Raw genomic sequence first — 19,209 nt, forward strand, 5'->3', positions numbered from 1 at the left:
TCAGATGTTTAATGAGGAACACAACATGGATAAGAATATTGCAGTCGAGTCTCTGACTGATACCATGGCGAAATTTACTGCATATATTGGTAAGCGTTTACCAAAAGATGTTAAGCGTAAATTAATTGAGCTGCGGACCTTAGAAACAAATCCATTGGCAAAATCAATTTATGATTCAATGGATGAGAACCAAGAAGCTGCGGACCGACTAAACCGACCAAGTTGTCAAGATACTGGTGTCATCCAATATTTTGTTGAAGCAGGATCTAATTTTCCACTTTTAGGTGAATTACAAGACATCCTGAGAGAAGCAACTGAAGAGGCAACCCGTTCTGGTCCTTTACGACATAATGCTGTAGAAACTTTCGATGAAAAAAATACAGGAACTAATACCGGAACTCAAATTCCTTGGTTGGATTGGCGAATCGTACCTGATTCAGATACTTGTACGATAGACGTATACATGGCAGGCGGAGGATGTACTTTGCCAGGTGCGGCTAAAGTTCTAATGCCAGGCCAAGGTTATGAGGGCGTAGCTGAATTTGTTATGGATGTTATTACTGAACGCGGAGTCAATGCGTGTCCACCGCTTCTGGTGGGCGTAGGAGTTTCGACCTCTGTAGAAACAGCAGCTCGACTTTCAAAACTAGCAATTATGCGTCCTGTAGATTCTAAAAGCGACAATGCTCGAGCCGCGCTTATGGAAGATCTATTAGAACAAGGTTTGAATGAAATTGGGATTGGACCACAAGGGTTGACTGGAAATAATAGTGTTATGGGGGTGAATATTGAGTCCTCAGCGCGTCATCCATCAACTATCGGTGTTGCAGTAAATACAGGATGCTGGGCTCATCGACGCGGAAAAATCAAAATCAATCCAGATATGTCATACGAAATTTTATCTCACGAAGGAGTTGTACTGTGAAGAAAATTTTAACCACTCCACTCAGAGATGAAGACTTAGAAGATTTGAAAATTGGAGACGTTGTCTATTTGACGGGCCGTTTAGTTACATGTCGCGATGTTGCTCATCGTCGCTTAATTGAGCAAGGACGAGAACTGCCTGTCAACCTCGAAGGTGGTGCTATCTTCCACGCTGGTCCAATTGTCCGAAAAATAGAGGATGGGAAATATGAAATGGTTTCTATTGGTCCAACAACAAGTATGCGTATGGAAAAGTTTGAGCGTGAGTTTATCCAAAAAACAGGCGTAAAACTGATTGTTGGTAAAGGTGGCATGGGCCCAGAAACAGCTGCAGGCTGCAAAGAGCATAAAGCTGTACATGCTATTTTCCCAGGTGGTTGTGCAGTTTTAGCAGCCACTAAAGTTGAGGAAATCGAAGGGGCAGAGTGGTTGGATTTAGGCATGCCGGAAACACTTTGGATAAATCGAGTTAAAGTGTTTGGTCCTTTAATTATTTCAATTGATACTAAAGGAAATAATTTAATCCAACAAAATAAAGTTAATTTCCAAGAAAAGAAACAACCAGTACTTGATCGTATCAGTAAGCAATTAAGTTTTATTAAATAAGACTTTAATTAGAGATAACACACTCAGTTGGAGTGTGTTATCTGCAAATATCTTTCATAAAAATAATAATTCATGAACTCAATATGTAGCTATGTAGAGCTGAGTTTATAGAGTTTCAAAAACAGGATTTAAGATTTTAAATTTATTTGACGAGATGGACAATGGAAACAAATAGTTCTGTATTAACAAGGCCGTTATATATTCCGTATGCTGGAAATATGCTTTTGGAGCTTCCTTTATTAAATAAAGGCTCTGCTTTCACTCTTCACGAGCGTCGTAAATTTAACTTATTTGGCTTAATTCCTGATGCTATTGAAACCATTGATGAGCAAAGTCATCGCTCGTATCAACAGTATTCTACGTTCAACACAGAAATCAATAAGCATATCTATTTACGCAATATTCAAGACACGAATGAAACACTTTTTTATCACTTAATTGGTAATCATTTAACTGAAATGATGCCAATTATTTATACCCCAACAGTGGGTGAAGCCTGTCAGCGTTTTTCTGATATTTATCGTCGTCATCGTGGAATCTTCATTTCATATCCTGATCGTGATCGTGATCATATTGATGAAATCCTACACAACGTAAACCGTCGCAATGTTAAAATCATTGTGATTACGGATGGTGAGCGTATTCTTGGTCTAGGAGATCAAGGAATAGGTGGAATGGGCATACCGATAGGTAAACTATCATTGTATACAGCGTGCGGTGGAATCAGTCCTGCATATACACTACCAATTACACTTGATGTAGGAACTAATAATCAGCAATTAATTAATGATCCCCTATATATGGGATATCGGCAGCCACGTATTTCAGGTGAAGAATACTATAATTTTGTAGATAGGGTGATCCAAGCAATTCAGCGAAGATGGCCTAACGTATTAATTCAATTTGAGGATTTTGCACAAAAGAATGCAATGCCTCTTCTAGAAAAATATCGTGACAAGATTTGCTGTTTTAATGACGATATTCAAGGTACCGCTGCAGTAACAATAGGTAGTCTAATTGCGGCTTCACGTGCTACAAAAAAACAATTAAAAGATCAAATCATTGCATTCCTTGGAGCAGGATCGGCTGGCTGTGGTATAGCAGAACGAATTGTCTCTCAAATGGTGAGAGAGGGTTTAAGTGAAGCAGAAGCACGTAAACGTATATTCATGGTTGACCGCTATGGTTTAATTACAGAAAATCAGCCTAATCTCTTAGATTTTCAGTATAAACTTGTACAAAAACTGGATAATACTCCTCTTTGGGAAAATAAGAGTGATGCTATTTCTCTATTAGATATAGTAAAGCATGCGAAGCCGACAGTATTAATTGGTGTATCAGGGCAGCCAGGTCTCTTCACAAAAGATGTTATTGAAGCTTTAGTGGAGAATACTGAATATCCGATAGTATTCCCATTGTCTAATCCAACATGCCGAGCTGAAGCTGTACCTTCAGATATTATTGAATGGACCAAAGGTAAGGCACTTATTGCAACAGGAAGTCCATTTGCCCCTGTTCTATATCAAGACCGAATCTATAATATTTCACAATGTAATAATTCTTATATTTTCCCGGGTATAGGACTCGGCGTTATTGCTTCTGGAGCAAGAAGGGTGACAGAAAATATGCTAATGGCAGCAGCAAATGCTTTGGCTGACTGCTCACCAAAATTACAAAATCCAGAAGCGGATTTATTGCCTGATTTAAGTCAAATACAGCAGATTTCAAAAATTATTGCCTTGAAAGTTGCTCAAGCAGCAATGCATGATGAAATAGCATCGAAAATGAGCTTAATTGAGTTAGAACAAAAAATTGAAGATAACTTCTGGAAACCCGAGTATAGAACTTATAGTCGTATCGTTTAATTGATAAGAGTTAGTTGGTGAATATCAAGTTTATGAAATCATTTCTTATAAACTTTTTAGGAGATCTTCAGATCAGGAGCTGTTGGTGACATTGTAATATTGCTTAGAAAACAACCAGTAATAACTATTATTTTGGCATTCAGAAATATTCTGCGAATGATGAGTCAGCCTGAATGATGGAAAAGCGAAAGGAAATGCGTTGCTGTGTTTGATATTGACTATAAATTACTCACGATCTTTTATTATATCTATAAATTTAAGAGCGTATCACTGGCTGGCGAGCATCTGAATATGGGCCAGCCAACGGTAAGCAATCTGCTTAATAAAGTCCGTCAACATTATAATGACCCTTTGTTTTTGAGAATTGGCAATGAAATGCTGCCAACGGAATTGTCAAAACAGCTTTTTCCACTGGTAAGTGAAGCTCTAAGCAATGTCGAAGCAATTAATAATTTTAGTATTGATTTTGATCAAACAACTTCACAGCAACAGTTTACATTAGCTATGACTGATGTTTCGCACTTGGTATTTTTGCCTAAAATTTCTCAATATATTAAACAGCATGCCTCACGTATACGATTGAATGTACGACCAATTACATCAGAAACCAGTTATCAAATGGCCAATGGTGAAATTGATTTGGCATTTGGCTTTTTACCTAACCTAGAAAATGGTTTTTATCAGCAAAAACTATTTGAACAATATTATGTAGTTATTGCAGCAAAAGACCATCCACGTCTGACAGGCGATTGTTTAACGACTGAAGATTATTTACGCGAAACCCATATTGATATTGATGCAGGCATGGGGCATTACCATATTGAAAATGAATTGCTTAACTTAAATCTCAAGCGTGATATTCTGATGCGTTTGCCGAGTTATCTTGGGGTGGGTCTCGTAGTACAGGAAACAGATGCGATTGCTACAGTTCCTTATTATTTGAGCGAAGTATTGCTATCACGAGGCAACCTGAAGATTTTTGATGCACCGATTATTTTTCCGTCATATTCAGTCAAGCAATATTGGCACATGTCCTGTCATCATAAAATTAGTCATCAATGGCTACGCCATACCTTCTATGAAATTTTAAGAAAATAGCGAACAGATCATTATTTGCAAATTTTTCTTTTGAAAAGAGAAAAGCTACCTTAAAGGTGGCTATTCAGAAGCTGATTTTTTGGCACTGTTGCAAATAGAAATTTGAGTCGATGATATTCCTTTCAAAACGTGCTTAGAGACCGAAAACTCTATTCACTAGATACACTTCACCTTGAGGCTGACCATAATAAAATGACGAAGCTTGTCCTTTACGTAGTGCACGCATGACTTCAATGCCTTTAATTGTGGCATAAGCTGTCTTCATAGATTTGAATCCTAATGTGGCCCTGATGATCCGCTTTAACTTACCATGATCACATTCAATGACATTATTTTTATACTTAATCTGCCTGTGCTCAAGGTCTGGTGGACATTTACCTTCCCGTTTTAACCGTGATAAAGCACGTCCATATGTGGGCGCTTTATCCGTGTTGATCACTTGTGGAATTTGCCACTTCTTCACATTATTTAAAATTTTTCCAAGAAAACAATATGCTGATTTGGTATTACGTCTAGAAGAAAGATAAAAATCAATGGTATCGCCACGTTGATCGACTGCACGATACAGATAAGACCATCGTCCATTCACTTTTACATAGGTTTCATCAATATGCCACGAGCTCAGACCTGTAGGATTACGCCAATACCAGCGTAAACGTTTTTCTATTTCAGGAGCATAACGTTGAACCCAACGATAAATCGTCGTGTGATCAACATTCACACCACGTTCGGCCAGCATTTCCTGCAGTTCACGATAGCTAATACCATATTTACAATACCAGCGCACAGCCCAAAGAATGATTTCGCCCTGAAAATGCCGACCATGGAAAGGATTCATATACTGCACCTTTAGCTAAAACAGTCTTCAGCTTACCATTCGTGGTTATTTGCAACAGTGCCTAATTTTTCTTGTAGCCATATTTGGAGGCCAGCATTTCACTGACCAGATTCTTGCTCTGCAGATAAATCGTACCAGCGACAAAGCCCAAGTACTGCCCCTGGGCATCGAAGATCGGTTCAGAAATAATCACGATCAATTTTTTGGTTGAAGACCAGTACGGCGAAGAAATATAAGTTTGCTTGCGCTTGATCGACTCGGTAATACCGTGGGTTGTATAAATCTGTTTAGCATCAATATTTAAAGTGGTCGGGAAAAATGAAATGATGCGTCCTTCTCGGTCAGCCAGAAAAATACTGTTGAAATTACCGGATTGGCTTTTGAGACGTGCCGCTTCCGTGTTTCTCAAGCTTGTATTAGTAAAGTCTTTACCGAGTAACTTCGCACTAAAGCTTAAATTTTTTAAGATTTCTTCAAACTGGTAATTGGTATGCGCAGCAATTCTGGATGAATATTCCGCATTCAAGGCCAGAGAATTATCGATCAGGCGCTCTTTCACCGTATAGTTGACAAAAAATAAAGCAAAGACAAACAGACAGGTCACACTTAGAATCGTTAAAAGTAAAATCAAGCTGCGCAGATTTAAACGAGGCGCCAGTAAAACCTGTCTCAATAGCTCAATCCTAAGTGTTGATTTATGATACTTATATCATAAAAAACTGACATGAACTGCTTATTCCTCCCAATAACAGCATCATTAAAATAAGCAGAAATCGGTGGCCGTAAATACGGCTAGATCAATTGAAATTGCTGGCTCCCATTATTTGGACTGCTAAAGATGCCTGATGATCTTTTATCGAATAAAAAATACCCTGTTATCATTTTTTCATGGAGAAAGGCTAAAAAATCTTTGTTTTTGTGATATAAATCACATTATTTTACTTCCTTAAAAGATTGAATTCACTACAAATGGATTTGGATTCCCATGCAAACATACATTCCTTATCAGCTGCGGGTACAATTAAAACAAATTGATCCTATTCTTGATAAGCATTGGCAACAACAACTGCTGTCGATCCTCTCTGCAACACCGCAAGCGCTACATCAAAAAATAGAAGATCAGTACCTAAAACCCAAGAATATCTCGTGGAACTACCTGACCAAAGCCTTTGAGTTTACCGGCCATACCCGCCTGAAAGATCTGCAGCTCAATACGCAAAATCCTGAACTCGTGCAACTTGCACAGCGCATCAATAGCACTTTCAGCTTTCTGCAAGGCTATCAAAGTGACTTTCAGGTTGCAGACTACCTGGAAAGCATTGTCCGTGAAATTAATCAAATCGATCTGGACAATCCCGCCGATATTCAGGCACAACAACTGATCAAAAAAGCTTTTCTCTACGATGCTGCATTGATCATTCGAGAGTTAGATTTTTCTATTTCTGCCAATCACCGGCATTTGGATCTTGAACAAGTCCGAACGTTTATCTTTGAAGTCTTCATGAAAAGTGAAATTCTGGGCAGCTGGTTTGCCCATATTTTGCCGAGCGAATATGCCGAACAGGAACTGGCGATTTTTCAGGATTATTTTATTCCGCAGCAACAGGTTCGTGACTTTGAAATTATTGAAACCTTTCAATATTACTTTGTCCTGAACAGTTCTTATGACAGTTTAGTATCTGCCTATTCCATTCGTCGCTTTTTAACTGAAGAAAGCTTTGGTAAAGAAGATCGGTTCTATATTAGTGGTTTGGTGCTTGACCCGGAACAATTGGATCAAGCAGATTATGTTGAAAATTTTAAACAGCTGATGACACGAATTATTGGTATTCAACGTAAAATGAATCCACATATTGTGGAACTGGTTGAATCGCTGCATCAATATAATCAGCAGAATCTCATCCCAAGTTTAAAAGAAATTTTAAATATCCAAAGTTTTGCCATCGATCATCTGGTGAAAGAACATCTGGAAATTTTGGAGAAAGATTTATCCTTAAATATTCTCGAACCTTTTCTCAAAGGCTTGAAAAACAGTGTGCAGCATACTGATGAACTAGAATATTGCTATTTAAATATTTTAAGATTAATCAATGAGTTTCTGCATCAGCTGGAAATTTTATCGCAGCAACCGATGCTGCAGTTTAATCCGCATGCGCGTCTGTTCAAATATCGCTTAATTGCCTATTTAAAATTACTGGAACAACGTCGCACCCAAATCTTTGTGATTTTTCATGATGAGTTTCACTATCAGCAACAGGTGCGGGCCGTTTCAGCACCCACCCAGGAAATTAGAGAGCTTCTGAATGACGCGCTTGAACAAACTCGCCAGATCCAGCAGCAAATACGCCAGTTAGAACGTGAAATACAAAATACCGAAAATCGAGGTTTTCTTAAACGGCTGTTTAAAAAACCTGAAAATCATGAATTAAAGATCAATGAACTCAAAAAGAATCTGACTGAGGTTCGCGATCATTGCTATCTCAGAATGATTGCCATGCAAAAGCAGGCCACTCAGGAAAGTGTGTATCTGGAAGCCAAGAATTTAATTCCGGTGATTGACGCTAAAGTGCGCCATTATGCTTTTGCCAATGGTGAAAATGGGGTGACACGTTTGCCACTTCTATTACAGTTACCCGAAGACCGGAATAGCTTCAATATGCAAAGCATTCTCGTGGCTTTAAATTATGAATTTCTGCTTTCTGCGAAAAGTTGGGGAATGTCAAAAAAGGCTTAGACAGGACTGGGGATATACACGTTACTCCATCATTAAAGAGCTTCTGTTTACTGCTCATTTAACAGCCTTTCATCCTCTTCACATTCTGTTCACGACTTTCGGCCTAAAGTATTAGCATAGACCTAATACGGATAGCCAATATGAAACATATCAAAAAAATACTGCTAGCTACCTTGTCCTTACCGCTACTAGTTTTAGCAGGATGTAAAAGTATTCCCAGCTATTCAGGTGATTATGCAAAATCCAGAAACCAAATTCAGGGAACTGCGCTGGATCAGGCTAAAGCCCAAGACATCGGCATTCGCTTTACTTCAGCTTTTAATACTTTAGGTACACCTGCATTTATTGAACGAGCCGGATCACTCTATGCCGATCAGCTGTTTATTAACGATACCCTATCGCAATTTTCATCACGTCAAAATCTACTCCAACATTTTCAAGGGATGAACAAGCGTGTCAGTAACGTGAATGTCAAATTATTAAATACCTCCTATTATCAAGACTCTGCCTACGTGCACTGGCATATGGCCTATGATTTTAAAATGTTTGGCACAACACGAAGCATGGATTCTTATGGCATCAGTGAAATGAAGGTCAACCGCGACAATAAGATTATTTTTCAGCAGGATTTCTGGGATCCTGCAAATGGCCTGTATCGTTCTTTACCTTATGTCGGAGGAGCTTATTCATGGGTACTGCCTTTCAAAAAATAGGATTAAATACTGGGCTACTGATACTCTGCAGTTTCAGTTCATGGGCACATGCCAAAAATATGAATCAGTGTGGTCGTGGTCCACTTCTGGTAGCTCAGAAACAGGTTGGCGTCGCCCGTTATTATGCTCAGAACTGTACAAAACCCTGGCAAGGCCAGAATATGCAGATTGATTTTTCTTATACAAAAAATATTCCGGAATGGGCTTTCAAGCGTGCAGCGACCCATTTTCTGAAGCGTAATGAGCGAGAGTCTAAACATTTAATAGTATTAGATAGAATCACCCAGCTTTATAAGCCGGTAAAACCGGGAGATCTCTATCGCTTAAGCTATCAAGCCGAGACTCAGACCCTGACCTTGATGCTAAATCAGCAGGTGTTAGGCAATCTTCAGCATCCGCTAGCACAACAATATTTTAATATCTGGCTGGGATCGCAGCCATTTAGTGCTAAATTAAAACAGCAATTATTGAATTAGTCTCTGCCGTTATGTCCAAACATTTTATCCTGATGGTCGAAGACCATTATGAACTAGCCTCTACCTTATGCGAGTTTCTGGAAGAACATGATTTTGTGGTGGATCATGCCCGCAATCTGAACGCTGCACGCCAATTACTGAAACAGCAGCGCTATCATATTTTGCTTCTAGACATTAATCTGCCTGATGGTTCGGGTTATGAACTGTGTGAATGGCTGCGTCATGACGAAGGATTGGATTTACCCGTACTGATGTTGACGGCGCGCGATACTCTGGATGACAAACTCAAAGGCTTTAATTCCGGCACGGATGATTATCTGGTTAAGCCCTTTGATTTTAATGAGTTGGTGGTTCGGGTCAAAGCCTTAATCAAACGCTCATTGGGTGAAGTTTCCAGTAGTCGCCTGCAAATTCATGATTTGATTCTGGATCCCGCAAGACAGCAGCTGACTCGGGCTGGACAGACGATTGAACTGCCCCCGATTCAGTTCAAACTGCTGAAACTGCTGATGCGTCATTCACCTAAAGTCCTCACCAAACAGGAAATTATGCTGGAACTCTGGGGTGATGAAGAGCCGGAAAGTGATGCCTTGCGCAGTCACATTTATAATTTACGTAAAATGGTCGACAAGCCTTTTGAGCAGAAACTGATTCATACCATTTCTGGTGTGGGTTTAAAGATTGCTTTGGAAGCTTAAGTCTAAACGTACAAAGCTGAAACTTAGTTTAAATACACTACCACAATCAGACCGGTCGTCATTGCCAGATCAATCTCTGGATGGGTACTGAGATAATACTGCCGGTCAAAGAGTTCGACCCGCCAGCCCAGCTGTTTGCACAACTTCTGTACCAGTTGCAGGCCAATACCATGCCCTTTGATCTCCAGTTGCAACTGCTGGCCAGACAGCTCCTGAACTTTAGAATTATTTGGCAAAGAGATGCCGATTCCATTATCAGCGATCAATACTGTATTTTTCTGTAGAATCACATCAATTTCTGTACCTTGCGAATAATTCAGCGCATTGCGCAAAATATTGCCAAAGACCATTTTGGTCATCGATGGATACAGTTTACGTGGCTGCTCATCGAGGTCTTTTTGTAGGTCGATCTGCATGCCTTTGTTGTGGCTGACACTGTCCAGATCCTGTACCAGATTCTCCAGACATTCTGACAGCATAGTGGGCTCGGCCGTCAGGGTGTTGGTGGTATTTCGGGCGATAGCCAGTAAGGTATCGACCAGCAGCTGCATGTCTTCAATAGTATTGTGCAGGCGGGTAAAGGATTTGTTGTCACCATAGCGTGCCTGACACAGTTGCACATTGCCTTTTAAAATCGTCAATGGCGTGCGCAGTTCATGACTGACATCACCGGTAAACTCACGTTCGCGCTGAATGAACTTGCTGAGCACCTGATGATATTTTTCCAGTGCCTGCTTGAGATATTCTGCTTCCAGATTGGAGTCAGTACGGATGTCCTGAAAAGGCGAAGCCTGATTTTTCTGATGCTCCCAGTCGATATGTTCCAGTGCATTGGCCAGCCGGGTAATCGGAGAAAAATAACGCCGGGCGCGACGGTTCCACCACCACAATACGCTATACAGCACGAACAGGCTGACCATTAGTGGTGCTAGACCAAACAGCCAGACCAGCTTGTTCACGTTACTTTCGCCAAAGACCAGCAGCACATGTTGCCTGTCTTTTTCACCGTAGACGGTCATGCGCTCTTTACCATCGACAAAATGCCGATTTACGCCTTGCTCGAACTGCATGTGCTGAAACTGCACAGGGGGGGTATCATACCAGCGATAACCATACAGGTTTTTGGTGTCGGGAAGTTCGGCGGCCGGATTGCGTTCCAGCCGCTGCCAGTAGTGTGACATTTCCTGTTCCAAAGCGGTGCGCAGCAAAAAGCCTTTGATCACCCAGGCACTACAGGCAATGCCGATCACCACCGACAAGGCAATAAATCCGATTTGCAGCCAGTAGTAGCGGTTAAACACCTCACCGAGAGGATGATCGCGTTTGTCCCTAAACAGCTTTAACATTGATCAATTCCCCGCTGGCGCATTCGATTCATCGTTCAATTATACGGCTTTCTTTTTAAACAGAAAGTGGCCGATCACCCACTCGCGTCCATGCTCATAACCGAACAATTCGGCACAGGCCATAAAGAAAATCCGCCAGCGTTGCCACCAGATGGCCGCATCTGCGCCATAGGTCTGCTGAAACAGGGGCTGCAGCTCGGCCTGCTTTTGGTCCATATTCTCCAGCCAGGCATTTGCCGTGCGTTCATACTGGGTACCGGCCCATTGCCAGTGCTGCTCCAGCTGCAAATGCTGCTGAAAATGCAGGAAAGTTGAGGCTGCCGGCATCAGGCCGCCACTAAAGAAATATTGCGACATCCAGTCAAATTCATTTTTGACTTCAAACGGATAATGCAGGAAACGGTGACAGAAAATATGGCACCAGAGCAAGCCATCAGCTTTGAGCCAGCTGCTGATATTTTCAAACAGTTTCTGGTAGTTGCGCACATGCTCAAACATTTCCACCGAAACCACACGGTCGAAAGCAGCCGATTCCAGTTGCAGTACATTGACATCGCAGGTGATCACCGTCAGGTTTTCCAGTTTTTTCAGACGGGCCTGTTCCTGAATATACTGACGCTGGGTCGAGGAGTTCGACACTACAGTGATGTGGGCTTTGGGATAATGCTCGGCCATATACAGACTGAGTGAGCCCCAGCCGCAACCAATTTCCAGAATATCCTGTCCATCCTGTAACTGTGCACGCTGACAATAGCTGGCCAATGCTGCTTCTTCGGCCTGATCCAGTGTGGTATGCGCCTGTTCAAACAGGCTGGCGCTGTACTTCAGCCGCTTGCCCAGCACCGCCTGGAAAAATGCGGTGGGCAGTTCATAGTGCTGTTCATTGGCTTTGTCGGTCTCGATGGCAATTTCGCTGTTTTTCAGCATATGCAGCACATCCATATAACGCTGTGCCGCCAGTGCCGGGTCAAAGCGCCCTTCCTGTGCCAAACGTTTTTTGCTTAAAGTGCGAATGCCTGCGCGAATCACCGGGTCGGGCACTTTGCCGCTTTCGATCAGTTTTAAAGATTTTTGAATCATAAAGTCCATGTATTTACCTACTCTTTGGGTGGCCACGGAATAAACATTGAAGTTCGTCGTTGATAGTCTTTATAGTTGTCGCCGCGATGTGCCAGCGCCTGTTGTTCACTAAACGGAATTCCGGTGATGTAGTACAGAAACAGCCACATCAGCAGCGGATAAACCCATAATCCATACACACCTGCTGCCAGACCGAGAACCGGATAGGCAAACCAGTGCAACCATTCAAAAAAATAATTCGGATGACGTGAATATTTCCATAAGCCTTGGTCCAGGGTTTTGTCTTGGTTTTGTGGATTCAGTTTGAAACGGTAGAGTTGCTGGTCGGCTGTGCTTTCCCCGATCAGCGCCAACAGCATGATCATGCCTGCCACCAGCACTGTAGCCTGTGTCCAGTCATTCCACTGCTGGACCGGAATATTGAGCAATTCCAGCATCGGGTAGGAAAACAGTGCCACCAGCCCGGCCTGAAACATAAAAAAGGCCAGAAAACCGAGATGCTGATAACTGCCCATGGCACGGCGCATATTGGCATAGCGGGTATCTTCCCGGGTTTCATTGGCATAACGGCGCAGCAGATGCCAGGTTAAGCGTAAAAACCAGATGCCGCTAAATACACCCAGAAATACCCGAACCAGCAGCGGTGCAGTTTCCATGACCCAAGCCGCAATGATGACATTAAGCGCAATACTGAAACTCCAGGCCACATCCACCAGACCCGCTCTGCGGTTATAGGTCACCAGTACCCAGCTACACAGCATGATGAAGACATTCAGCAAAAATAAATCCAGCAGCATATCAGTCCTCCTGTTTTATCGTGGCCTAGTAAGCACTGGCTTCAAACAGCAGATGTACATCACTGATGACGCCTTCGCGGAAACCACCCTCGCAATAGCATAGATAAAAATCCCACATACGGATAAAGCGCTCATCGAAGCCGAGTTGCAGTACCTGTTCACGTTGTTCCAAGAAGCGCTGACGCCAGCAGTGCAAGGTTTGGGCGTAACTTTGGCCGATATCTTCAAGATGCTTGAGACGCAGTTTTTGCTCGGAAGCGGACTGGGTCATGATACTGATGCAGGGAATAAAACTTCCCGGGAAAATGTAACGCTTGATGTAGTCCACGGTATTCAAGGCTTTGGCATAGCGGGCATCTTCAATGGTGATGGCTTGAATCAGGGCCAGACCATTCGGTTTCAGCAATTCACGGCATTTGTTGAAATAGGTCGCTAAGTATTGCTCACCCACGGCCTCGATCATTTCTATCGAGACCAGCTTATCGTATTTGCCTTTCAACAGACGGTAGTCTTTCAGCTGGACATCCACGCGATGGGATAATCCTGCTGCCTCTATTCGCGCGACCGCTTCATCATATTGTGCTTGGGAGATGGTAATGGTGGTGACTTTACAGCCATAATGCTGCGCGGCATAAATGGCAAAACCACCCCAACCGCTGCCAATTTCGACCAAATGATCCATTGGTTGCAGCTGCAGTTTCTGGCAAATCAGTTCTTTTTTATAATCGGAGGCCTGTTCCAGGCTCATGCCCGGCTCTTTAAATACCGCGCTGGAATACATCATGCTGGAATCCAGGAACAGCTTGAAAAAGTCATTGCTCAGGTCATAATGCTCGGCAATATTCTTACGGCTGCCATCAATCGAGTTTTTGCGGGATTTGTACCAAGTCTTTAGGAAGAATTGGCTGGCTTTCGCCAAGGTGTTCTGATTCATCCGGTCCAACACATCGCGATTGCGCGCCAGAATGCGAATCACATTGACCAGATCTTCACTGCTCCAGTAGCCGCGAATGAAACCTTCTGCAGCACCGAGTACACCATTGCGGAACAGTAGATCCATCAGGCGGCTATCATGCACCTGAATCACGGCATACAGATCACTGCTCTCTCCCACAATCCCGTTCCAGACGCCTTTAAAAATCAGCTGACCATGACGTAATTTCAGTAGATGGCGCAGTACCACCGGCAGTGTGCTTTCTTCTCCCATAAACAGTGTTTTCATAACAAGGTGTTTCCTTTTTCTTTGCGAGGATGCCGGTAAAATGGAATTTTTTTCTTCCATAAGCGAAAGGCATGCAGATAAATTCCACCGACCATCCTGAAGGGCTCAAGAACTTTCAGCACAGCATAGCGATGCTGTTGTGAAGGAACTGTGATGGCTTGCAACGGAAATTGCATGGTGGCATCAAATTGCAATATTCCCTGTTGGAACAGCTGCATATGAATCACATTGCTTTGATCGGAAAAGCTGAATCGCCAGCGGTAATCCAGCGCCATCGGCATGAAGGGCGATACATGAAAGGCCTTTTTGAAATCAAACTGGTGGCTCTGGTACGGCGTATGTTCGGTCACATTGTTCCGGCAGTCATGGATATAGACCTGACGTTCATTCCATGGCGTATTGGTAATTTCGCTGAGGATAAAGATCAGCTGGTCGGTGGCATCAAAGACCAGATAAAACACCACAGAATTAAAGCGAAATCCGAGTGTACGTGGCAAGGCCAGAACCCGGATGGACGCAGCATGCGCTAGCAGATAATTTTCCCGCTTGATCAGCAGACGTGCGACCTTCTGCCGAATCGAACCACATTCCATGGTCAGAAAATCACGTTCATCCAGGGTCAGGAAATTCCAGCGATTGCAAGACCAGAGCCAGGATTTTTCAGTAAAGCTTGAGAGCTGATCAGGATCAAAGTATAGATAGTTCAGCCGGGTCTCAAAAGCATGCGCTTTGGGCAAGAAACGGCGATGCCGGATTTCGGCAGAGGCAATCGCCAGTGGATACATTTGCATCATATCCTCCTAGGCGGCCTGCTCGGCCTGTTTTAAGAGCTGATCGACCACCCATGCAGCGCTACGGGCACCATCTTCATGAAAGCCCCAGCCCCAGTAAGCGCCACAGTATGAGGTGCGGTTCTGGCTATTGATTTCAGCCCAGCGTTGTTGTGCTTCAATCGCGGAGGCATCAAACACCGGATGTCGGTAATGCTGTTCTACCCAGATTTTTTTCGGATCGAGGGTGAAATTAGGATTCAGAGTGGCAAAGACCTGAGTCTTGCATTGCAGGTTTTGCAACTGGTTCATCCAGTAACTGAAACCATAGTGCATACCACTGTGCTGGAAAGGTGTCTGTTCAGCTGCCTGACTCGGGGTCACATGCACATGCCAGCTGGCCCACTGACGTCTGGATTTGGGCATGATGCGGGTATCTGAATGCACCACCATACGGTTAGCCTGATAGCGGAACTTGCCCAGCACGTCCAGCTCCTGCGCTGTCGGGTCTTTAAGCAGTTTCAGGCTGTCGTCAGCATGACTGGCAAAGATCACCCAGTCAAAACGCTCACTGCCCTGTGCTGTTTCAACCAGTACATCATTGGCACTACGGGATACATGGAGCACACCCGTTTTGCGGAAAATAATATTCGTCTGGGACTGAATCGCACGAACGTAGCGAGCCGATCCACCTTTCACCGTGAGCCATAACGGCCGGTCTTTCAGTTGCAACATGCGATGGTGCTGGAAAAAGCTCACCACAAATTTATAGGGAATCTGTCCAGCCTGTTCCACCGGACAGGACCACAGCGCTCCACACATCGGATAGAGATGTTCCTGACGAAAGGCATCGCTATAACCATGTTGATTTAAATAATCATCAATACTGAGCTGTGTATCGACCTGTTCCACATCCAGATCTTTATTGGCTGCATAGAAACGGAACAGATCCGACAACATCGCGCGAAAATCAGTATTAAGAAAGTTTTGAGGTCGGAACAACAGCGAGAATTTTTTTGAAGGATTGTACTGTAAGCCACTGACCTGATTATTCACCGAAAAGCCCATGTCACTGCTTTGCGATTGAATCCCTAGTTCTTTTAGCATCGAGCAAAACAGCGGATAGTTATGCTCATTAAACACAATAAAGCCACTATCCACCGCAACCTGTTCACCCTCGATATTCAGCTGATGGGTATCGGTATGACCACCAAAGTAGTTATTCTTTTCAAAGACTGTGACTTCATGCACTTTGCTGAGTTTCCAGGCAGCGTACAGACCGGAAATACCTGAACCAATAATTGCAATTTTCATGGTGATTCCTTCGATTGAATCGTGTGAGTGTCGGCAGTAGCAGCTTTTTTATGTTTTCGAGCCTGAGCGATTTTACTGGCTTCATAAATCCGTGCCGGAATGGGCTTGAGGCCCCAGACCAGTCCCAGCCAGGACATGAGTTTCAGCAAGTAATAGGTCACATCAATCTGCCACCAGTAAAAACCCTGCCGGGTACTACCAGCATAGTAATGATGATTGTTATGCCAGCCTTCGCCTAAGGTGATGAGTGACAGAAATAAATTGTTACGGCTGTGGTCATCCGTCTCAAAATCACGGCTGCCATAATGATGCGCCAATGAATTGATGCACAAGGTCGCATGGATCAATAACACCGTGGAAACCACAAAGCCCCAGACCAGCAATTGCAGGCCGGACGTCCCGAGTTGCGGCCAAGTGATGGCCAGCCATTCGCCTAGTGCATAAATCCCGCCCGCAGTCAGCAACACCACAATCAAACTAAAACGGTCCAGCCAAATCAGTTCTGGATATTTCAGCCAGTCCTTGATCACCTCTTTACGCGTAGCAAAATTATATTCATTCAGAAACCAGCCGACATGGCTATACCAAAAACCATGCGTGGATGAATGTGGGTCTTGCAAGGTATCGGTATAGCGGTGGTGATAACGGTGATGAGCTGCCCACCATAGCGGGCCACGCTGCGCACTCATGGTGCCGAGCAATACAAACAGGAACTGTATCGGGCGTGAGGTCTGAAAAGTTTTATGCGACAGATAGCGATGAAAAAAAGCCGTGATGGAAAACATGCGGATCAAGTAGAACGCGACCATAAAGCCAAGCGCAAACCATGACACACCGACCCAGAACACAGCGAAACAGGCCAGATGCAGCAGAATAAAGGGTAAAATCCGGACCCACTGAATCTTGCTATTTTCAGCCGTCAGTGTTTCGGTTGGTGTCGATATAGACCAGCTATCTATCCATCGCATCAGACTTTTCAACATGGACTCATCCTATTTCGAGCAACTGTCTTTATTCCATTTGATGAGACTAATCAGTCAGATATGAATTTTATGTGAAGTGAAAAAAAGCCGAACTGTAAGAGACTAAGCAGTTCGGCCAAAGGGTAGCAGATTAATGCGGTAATTTGATTAACTTTGTGATGTCGTAGCCATAGTGTCTCGCAGTCTCCAGATAGGACTGATAAGTTGCTTCGTCCAGTTGTGGTTCACGCGACAAAATCCACAGGTATTTGTTACTTGGTCCACCGACCAGTGCCACTTTATATTCTGGATCCACGCGTAATACCCAGTAATGACCTTTAGTAAACGGGATCCACCTTAAACCTGGAGGTAAAAAGCTGACCTTGAGTTTACTGTTGCCCTTATTTTGCGGATAAGCCACTCCTTCAGAGCTAATCATCTCACCATTGGCAATCCGACAACTATTTAACACACTCATGGTCTGATCGGCATTGACCTCATATTGTGCAGAGATATCCGATACACATTTACGCTGAAAATACATCGGTAAATGCGAAATTTCATACCACTTGCCTGCATACTGCTGGATATCCACCTGATCGACTGCCTGAGGCGCAACCGTTTCCGCTCGAGTCAGCATGCTTAAGCTCATGAGGGTCAGTGCCGTAACCGCAAAAACTGACTTGAATAGAGTATTCATTTTTAAGCCTTGAATGATTTCAGGACTAAGATAACCCAGGTGGATGTGAACAAAGCGTGAAGACAAAATCATGTGATCTAGCAGGCGTGCTGCTGAAAAGCCCTAGGCTATTTTCTAGGTTAAAGCCATTCTTTGCTGTCATCTGCTACAGGGGTATCATGCATCACATGCTGAATCATGGCATAAGCGATACTGCCCTTGAAGGGAATCTCAGGTAACTGATCAAACTTGAAAAATTGCGCGTCGCTCAGTTCATCTTCCTGAATCTGAATCTCACCCGAGTGATACTCTGCCCTGAAGGCCATCATCAGGTTGCTGGGAAACGGCCACGGCTGGCTGGCCAGATATTGAATATTCTTGATCTGCAGGCCGACTTCTTCCTGCGTCTCACGGCGTACTGCCTCCTCCAAGGTTTCGCCGACTTCAACAAATCCAGCAATCAGGCTGTACATCTGGGTTTTATTGCGGGCATTTTTCGCCAGCAGAATTTCATCTATACCCCGGGTGATGATGGTAATCACGCAGGGATTCACCCGGGGATACTGGTTATAGCCACAAGATGGACAGACCATGGCATACTGGCTGGCGTGCTGCTGGGTGGCATGGCCACATTTGCTGCAAAAGCAGTGATTACGGCGCCACTCCAGTAACTGTACGGCAAGGCTGGCCTGTTCAAACTGCGGCCTGCTCCAGACCTGCACCAGTTGCCGAATCGGGATCAGTTGATAACCCTCGGGTACTGGTTCATCTTCTTTTAGATCCCGTGCAATGACCTGGCCATTTTCCGACAGGTTCAGGTCGTGCTGCAGTCTTTCCACTTGCGGCAACTGGAAATGATCATCCACCAGCAATTGCTGCTGTCTAAAAATATATGCTTTTGAATGCATGCTCATGACAATCCCCGGATTAAAAAAAATCCCATACAGAGGGGTGTATGGGACAAAACTAAGGAAGCTTACATGGAGTAACTTCATGGAAGATACTAGGCGCAGGCTGCCTGAATTACAACTATAATAATTTGTATCTTTTTGATTAAAATCACATAATTTTCACATCGTTTATGAGT

At 43.6% G+C, this 19,209-nt stretch carries 19 protein-coding genes; 8 read left to right on the forward strand and 11 right to left on the reverse strand.

The window, feature by feature from the left end; all coding sequences use genetic code 11:
- The first annotated feature begins 25 nt into the window (after window positions 1-25).
- From ttdA to LOZ91_RS08990, 4 genes are all read left to right on the forward strand, one after another.
- On the forward strand, window positions 26-925 hold the full coding sequence (gene ttdA / locus LOZ91_RS08975; protein ID WP_244783064.1) for a L(+)-tartrate dehydratase subunit alpha: 900 nt from the start codon (window positions 26-28) through the stop codon (window positions 923-925).
- Window positions 922-1,530 (forward strand): L(+)-tartrate dehydratase subunit beta, encoded by a 609-nt coding sequence (gene ttdB / locus LOZ91_RS08980; protein ID WP_100535626.1) that lies wholly within the window; start codon window positions 922-924, stop codon window positions 1,528-1,530. The genes ttdA and ttdB overlap by 4 nt, the downstream gene beginning before the upstream one ends.
- A 161-nt stretch (window positions 1,531-1,691) precedes the next feature.
- Window positions 1,692-3,395, forward strand: coding sequence for an NAD-dependent malic enzyme (locus LOZ91_RS08985; RefSeq protein WP_244783065.1), 1,704 nt, complete (start codon window positions 1,692-1,694; stop codon window positions 3,393-3,395).
- A 204-nt stretch (window positions 3,396-3,599) separates the two neighbouring features.
- A complete protein-coding gene (locus LOZ91_RS08990; RefSeq protein ID WP_100535628.1) occupies window positions 3,600-4,493 on the forward strand; it encodes a LysR family transcriptional regulator in 894 nt (297 codons plus the stop codon).
- A 133-nt stretch (window positions 4,494-4,626) separates the two neighbouring features.
- On the opposite strand, the gene LOZ91_RS08995 is transcribed toward LOZ91_RS08990, so the two are convergent.
- Entirely contained in the window at window positions 4,627-5,331 is a 705-nt protein-coding gene (locus LOZ91_RS08995) for an IS6-like element IS1006 family transposase (protein WP_001067786.1), read from the reverse strand.
- A 61-nt stretch (window positions 5,332-5,392) separates the two neighbouring features.
- Window positions 5,393-6,004: a PDC sensor domain-containing protein gene (locus LOZ91_RS09000; RefSeq protein ID WP_244783066.1), complete on the reverse strand. Its 612-nt coding sequence runs from the start codon at window positions 6,002-6,004 to the stop codon at window positions 5,393-5,395.
- Window positions 6,005-6,316: 312 nt separating this feature from the next.
- Here LOZ91_RS09000 and LOZ91_RS09005 point away from each other — a divergent pair, with 312 nt between their 5' ends.
- The 4 genes from LOZ91_RS09005 to LOZ91_RS09020 all read left to right on the forward strand — a co-directional run bounded on the left by LOZ91_RS09005 (window position 6,317) and on the right by LOZ91_RS09020 (window position 9,952).
- The gene (locus tag LOZ91_RS09005; protein ID WP_159138907.1) at window positions 6,317-8,065 is read left to right on the forward strand and encodes a hypothetical protein; all 1,749 of its coding nucleotides are present in this window, start codon (window positions 6,317-6,319) and stop codon (window positions 8,063-8,065) included.
- Window positions 8,066-8,205: 140 nt separating this feature from the next.
- Window positions 8,206-8,778 (forward strand): nuclear transport factor 2 family protein, encoded by a 573-nt coding sequence (locus LOZ91_RS09010; RefSeq protein WP_074382671.1) that lies wholly within the window; start codon window positions 8,206-8,208, stop codon window positions 8,776-8,778.
- The gene (locus LOZ91_RS09015; protein ID WP_225554372.1) at window positions 8,754-9,254 is read left to right on the forward strand and encodes a chalcone isomerase family protein; all 501 of its coding nucleotides are present in this window, start codon (window positions 8,754-8,756) and stop codon (window positions 9,252-9,254) included. The genes LOZ91_RS09010 and LOZ91_RS09015 overlap by 25 nt, the downstream gene beginning before the upstream one ends.
- An 11-nt stretch (window positions 9,255-9,265) precedes the next feature.
- The gene (locus LOZ91_RS09020; RefSeq protein WP_071852188.1) at window positions 9,266-9,952 is read left to right on the forward strand and encodes a response regulator transcription factor; all 687 of its coding nucleotides are present in this window, start codon (window positions 9,266-9,268) and stop codon (window positions 9,950-9,952) included.
- Window positions 9,953-9,975: 23 nt separating this feature from the next.
- Here the strand turns inward: LOZ91_RS09020 and LOZ91_RS09025 are convergent, their stop codons facing one another.
- The 9 genes from LOZ91_RS09025 to nudC form a co-directional block, all read right to left on the reverse strand.
- Window positions 9,976-11,298 carry a HAMP domain-containing sensor histidine kinase gene (locus tag LOZ91_RS09025; protein WP_180000481.1) on the reverse strand — a complete coding sequence of 441 codons (1,323 nt, stop codon included), beginning with the start codon at window positions 11,296-11,298 and terminating at the stop codon, window positions 9,976-9,978.
- Window positions 11,299-11,337: 39 nt separating this feature from the next.
- A complete protein-coding gene (locus LOZ91_RS09030; RefSeq protein ID WP_100535549.1) occupies window positions 11,338-12,387 on the reverse strand; it encodes a class I SAM-dependent methyltransferase in 1,050 nt (349 codons plus the stop codon).
- 8 nt (window positions 12,388-12,395) lie between these two features.
- Complete coding sequence (locus LOZ91_RS09035; protein WP_244783067.1) at window positions 12,396-13,175, reverse strand: DUF1295 domain-containing protein; 780 nt, start codon at window positions 13,173-13,175, stop codon at window positions 12,396-12,398.
- Between the two features lie 25 nt (window positions 13,176-13,200).
- Entirely contained in the window at window positions 13,201-14,397 is a 1,197-nt protein-coding gene (locus LOZ91_RS09040) for a cyclopropane-fatty-acyl-phospholipid synthase family protein (RefSeq protein ID WP_100535551.1), read from the reverse strand.
- Complete coding sequence (locus tag LOZ91_RS09045; RefSeq protein WP_244783068.1) at window positions 14,394-15,188, reverse strand: DUF1365 domain-containing protein; 795 nt, start codon at window positions 15,186-15,188, stop codon at window positions 14,394-14,396. The genes LOZ91_RS09040 and LOZ91_RS09045 overlap by 4 nt, the downstream gene beginning before the upstream one ends.
- A gap of 9 nt (window positions 15,189-15,197) precedes the next feature.
- On the reverse strand, window positions 15,198-16,481 hold the full coding sequence (locus LOZ91_RS09050; RefSeq protein ID WP_244783069.1) for an FAD-dependent oxidoreductase: 1,284 nt from the start codon (window positions 16,479-16,481) through the stop codon (window positions 15,198-15,200).
- Complete coding sequence (locus LOZ91_RS09055; RefSeq protein WP_071852181.1) at window positions 16,478-17,464, reverse strand: acyl-CoA desaturase; 987 nt, start codon at window positions 17,462-17,464, stop codon at window positions 16,478-16,480. The genes LOZ91_RS09050 and LOZ91_RS09055 overlap by 4 nt, the downstream gene beginning before the upstream one ends.
- Window positions 17,465-17,594: 130 nt before the next feature.
- Entirely contained in the window at window positions 17,595-18,143 is a 549-nt protein-coding gene (locus LOZ91_RS09060; RefSeq protein ID WP_100535594.1) for a lipocalin family protein, read from the reverse strand.
- 119 nt (window positions 18,144-18,262) lie between these two features.
- On the reverse strand, window positions 18,263-19,036 hold the full coding sequence (gene nudC / locus LOZ91_RS09065; RefSeq protein WP_244783070.1) for an NAD(+) diphosphatase: 774 nt from the start codon (window positions 19,034-19,036) through the stop codon (window positions 18,263-18,265).
- Window positions 19,037-19,209 lie beyond the last annotated feature (173 nt).

The sequence above is a fragment of the Acinetobacter sp. F-1 genome, assembly GCF_022869025.1.
In the GTDB taxonomy this organism is placed as follows: domain Bacteria; phylum Pseudomonadota; class Gammaproteobacteria; order Pseudomonadales; family Moraxellaceae; genus Acinetobacter; species Acinetobacter pseudolwoffii.